The following is a 2,927-nucleotide window of genomic DNA, read 5'->3' as shown; positions in this document are numbered from 1 at the left end:
TGGCCATACCAAGACCGGTACCACTAATTTTACTGGATGTCATTCTTTCTCTTGAAAAAGATTCAAAAATCTTCTCTAAATACTCCTGACTCATACCAATACCTGTATCCATAATGGTTGTACGAACAATCATATATCCAGGCTCATCACATGAAAGTTCATCCACATTCACTTCAACAGAACCATTCGAAGGTGTATATTTAACGGCATTACTTAAAATATTCACAAAAATTTCCTCAACCTTTGTCACATCGGCCATGACATGTTTATGATCAACATTAAACGTGTACCTCACATGAATATTCTTTTTCTTCGCCTCATCCTCAAACATTTCAAACAATCTTTGTCTTATATCCTCAATATTCACATAGTTTTCATCCAATTCCATATGACCACTTTCTATGCGTGCCATATCTAATACGTTATTAATAATTGATAAAAGAATATTACCCGCCTTTTGAAGTTTATTTAAATGTTCTAAAACCTTAGGCAAATCATTATCGTTCAACTCATTCTTCATAAGTTCAGAATAGCCCAAAATCGCATTCATAGGCGTACGAATATCATGCGATACATTATGCAGAAATTGCGTTTTGGCAAGATTTGCCTCCTTAGCACTCGCCTCTGCTCGTCTTGCCTTTCTTAAAAGTAGAAGAATTACAATAATAATACTAAAGCCTAAAATAAGAACAACGGTCAAATGATCTTTTAAAAAACCATAAAAAGTCATTTTATAAGCCGTACTATCATACATCACAATCGCACTTGTCAACATATCCGAAGGCATAGCCTTTATCGTCTTATTTAATATGGATAATAGTGTTGCCTGCCCATCTTTAACCCCAAAACAAGCCTCCATTGTCTTTGTCAAAGAAATAATTTTAAAATTCTTATTACCATCAAATTTCAATACCTGACTCGATCCCTTGATAAAACAATCCACTTTACCATCAACAACCATATTCGCCTCATCCTCAATCGAATCACAATCCACGAGTTTCCAATACGGATAGTTATACGCAATATGTTGTTTTAAAGCCACCTTGTTTTTCGGTACAGCTACCACATATGAATCGTTCTCATTAAAATCTTCCTTGTTTGTAACGGCAATCAAATTATACGTCCAAGCCGTATTCGAAAGTGCATACCCCTTCTTTTCGGCAACATTTGAATTTCGACTCACATAATAAATCACATCAATCTCTTTATTCTGTAAAGCCTCAATCATTTTGTCATAATCATCAAAAGCCTGTATATCAAATTTCAATGTATGATTTCCCAAACAATCTTTGGCATACGAAATATATTCAGGCAGTGAACCACGAATCTCTCCACTCTTTTTGTCCATTGAAAACACAACAGGATCATTATTTAAAAAACCAATTCGAATACCACCATGCTCTTCTAACCATGACTTTTCAACACCTGTTAAAATTTGCGTATAATCCAAAGTAAAATATTTCTTATACAAATCCGCCTTGAAAAAAGGACTATCACTATCCAACTGGCGCATCGCATGATTCAATTCTTGTTTAATATCACTACGCTCTTTATTGATCGCAAAATATATATCAGACTTTCCAATTGTAGTTACACTAGAAATCCCTCTTTCAGACCAAATTGACTCTTCTAAAGACACAAAACAATCAATCTCATTATTCGCTAATTTCTTTTTAACATCCTCATTGCCACTTACATTCACATGCTCAGTATGAATACCATACTTATGCTCCCATTCTGTAAGCATATATTCAGGCTCAGTACCTTTAAGCACACCAATACGCTTACCATCCAAAGACTTATAATCCGAAGACAAAATATCCGTATCCGATAAATTCGCATACAAAACATACTTTTCTTCACCCATCGTTTCCTCAGAAAATAACATTTCTTTAGCACGATCATCCGTATACGAAATATCACCCATGATATCAATCTCACCATTTTCAAGCTTATCAAAACAGTTCGACCAATCACACTTCACATACTCAAACTTCCAACCCGTATACCCAGCCAAAGCCTGCATTAACTCATAACCATAACCACGCCTAACACCATGATCATCCACATAATTAAATGTATCTTCAAAAGATCCCACACGAATGGTCTTTTCTGCTTCATCCGCCAAACAAGGCATGCATATAGATAAAACCACAAAAATGACTGTGCATAACGCAGCTAATCTTTTCCCTTTTTTAAACATATTATTTCTCCATATCCATTTGTTAATAGTATATTTTATTTCACAAGATTCAGTCAATAAAACGAAATTATTTTTTAATAAAATCTAACCAATTTACACAATTCATAAAAAAAGAGGAAGAGACCCGCAGGTTCTTCCCCGCCTGTAGGCTTCGCAAGTTTCTACAGAACGATCACTAAATCAAGTTTACGTTATCTCAAATATTGAGTCAATACATTTAATCTACATTATCTACTAATCTGTCAGGAATTAACTCATTACCTTTATATTTGAAAACATATTGCTTGTTTAAATCTTTATTCTTTAATGAAAACCACACTTCTGTATCCGACTGTTGAGTGATTGAATCCACATAATATGCTTCATCCTCAATTTGATCATTTGCACTTTCAATCAATTCCTCATCTGAATAAGGGATTGATGTTTGAACTTCTTTAGTTTCTCTAAGTTCCGGCTGTGCTTGTGTACAACCTGTTAGTAACATTAGTAATATTAATCCTAATCTTTTCATACAATTCTATACGTGTTCTCCTTTGTGTTGATTTCAACTGTGATATTATTACTAAAAGTGGTCTGTTGAACATGATCATTGATGATTTTATGTTCTACCATTTCTTCATTTTTAATTTTTTGATAAAGTCACATTTAATAAAATGGGATATAGACATCATTAATGTCAAATAGGCTTGTACAATTTACCTGTAAGTGAGGTAATGAAACATGT

Annotated in this window: 2 protein-coding genes; both read right to left on the bottom strand. The window is 33.8% G+C overall.

Features of this window, described 5'->3' with window-relative positions:
* A partial coding sequence (locus ACZQCL_RS08215) for a transporter substrate-binding domain-containing protein (RefSeq protein ID WP_482482723.1) occupies window positions 1–2,203 on the bottom strand: 2,203 nt, incomplete at its 3' end.
* A gap of 217 nt (window positions 2,204–2,420) precedes the next feature.
* Complete coding sequence (locus ACZQCL_RS08210; protein WP_482482721.1) at window positions 2,421–2,687, bottom strand: hypothetical protein; 267 nt, start codon at window positions 2,685–2,687, stop codon at window positions 2,421–2,423.
* Window positions 2,688–2,927: the final 240 nt, after the last annotated feature.

Source organism: Holdemanella sp. (assembly GCF_056804935.1).
This window is presented reverse-complemented; position numbering and strand designations above follow the sequence as displayed.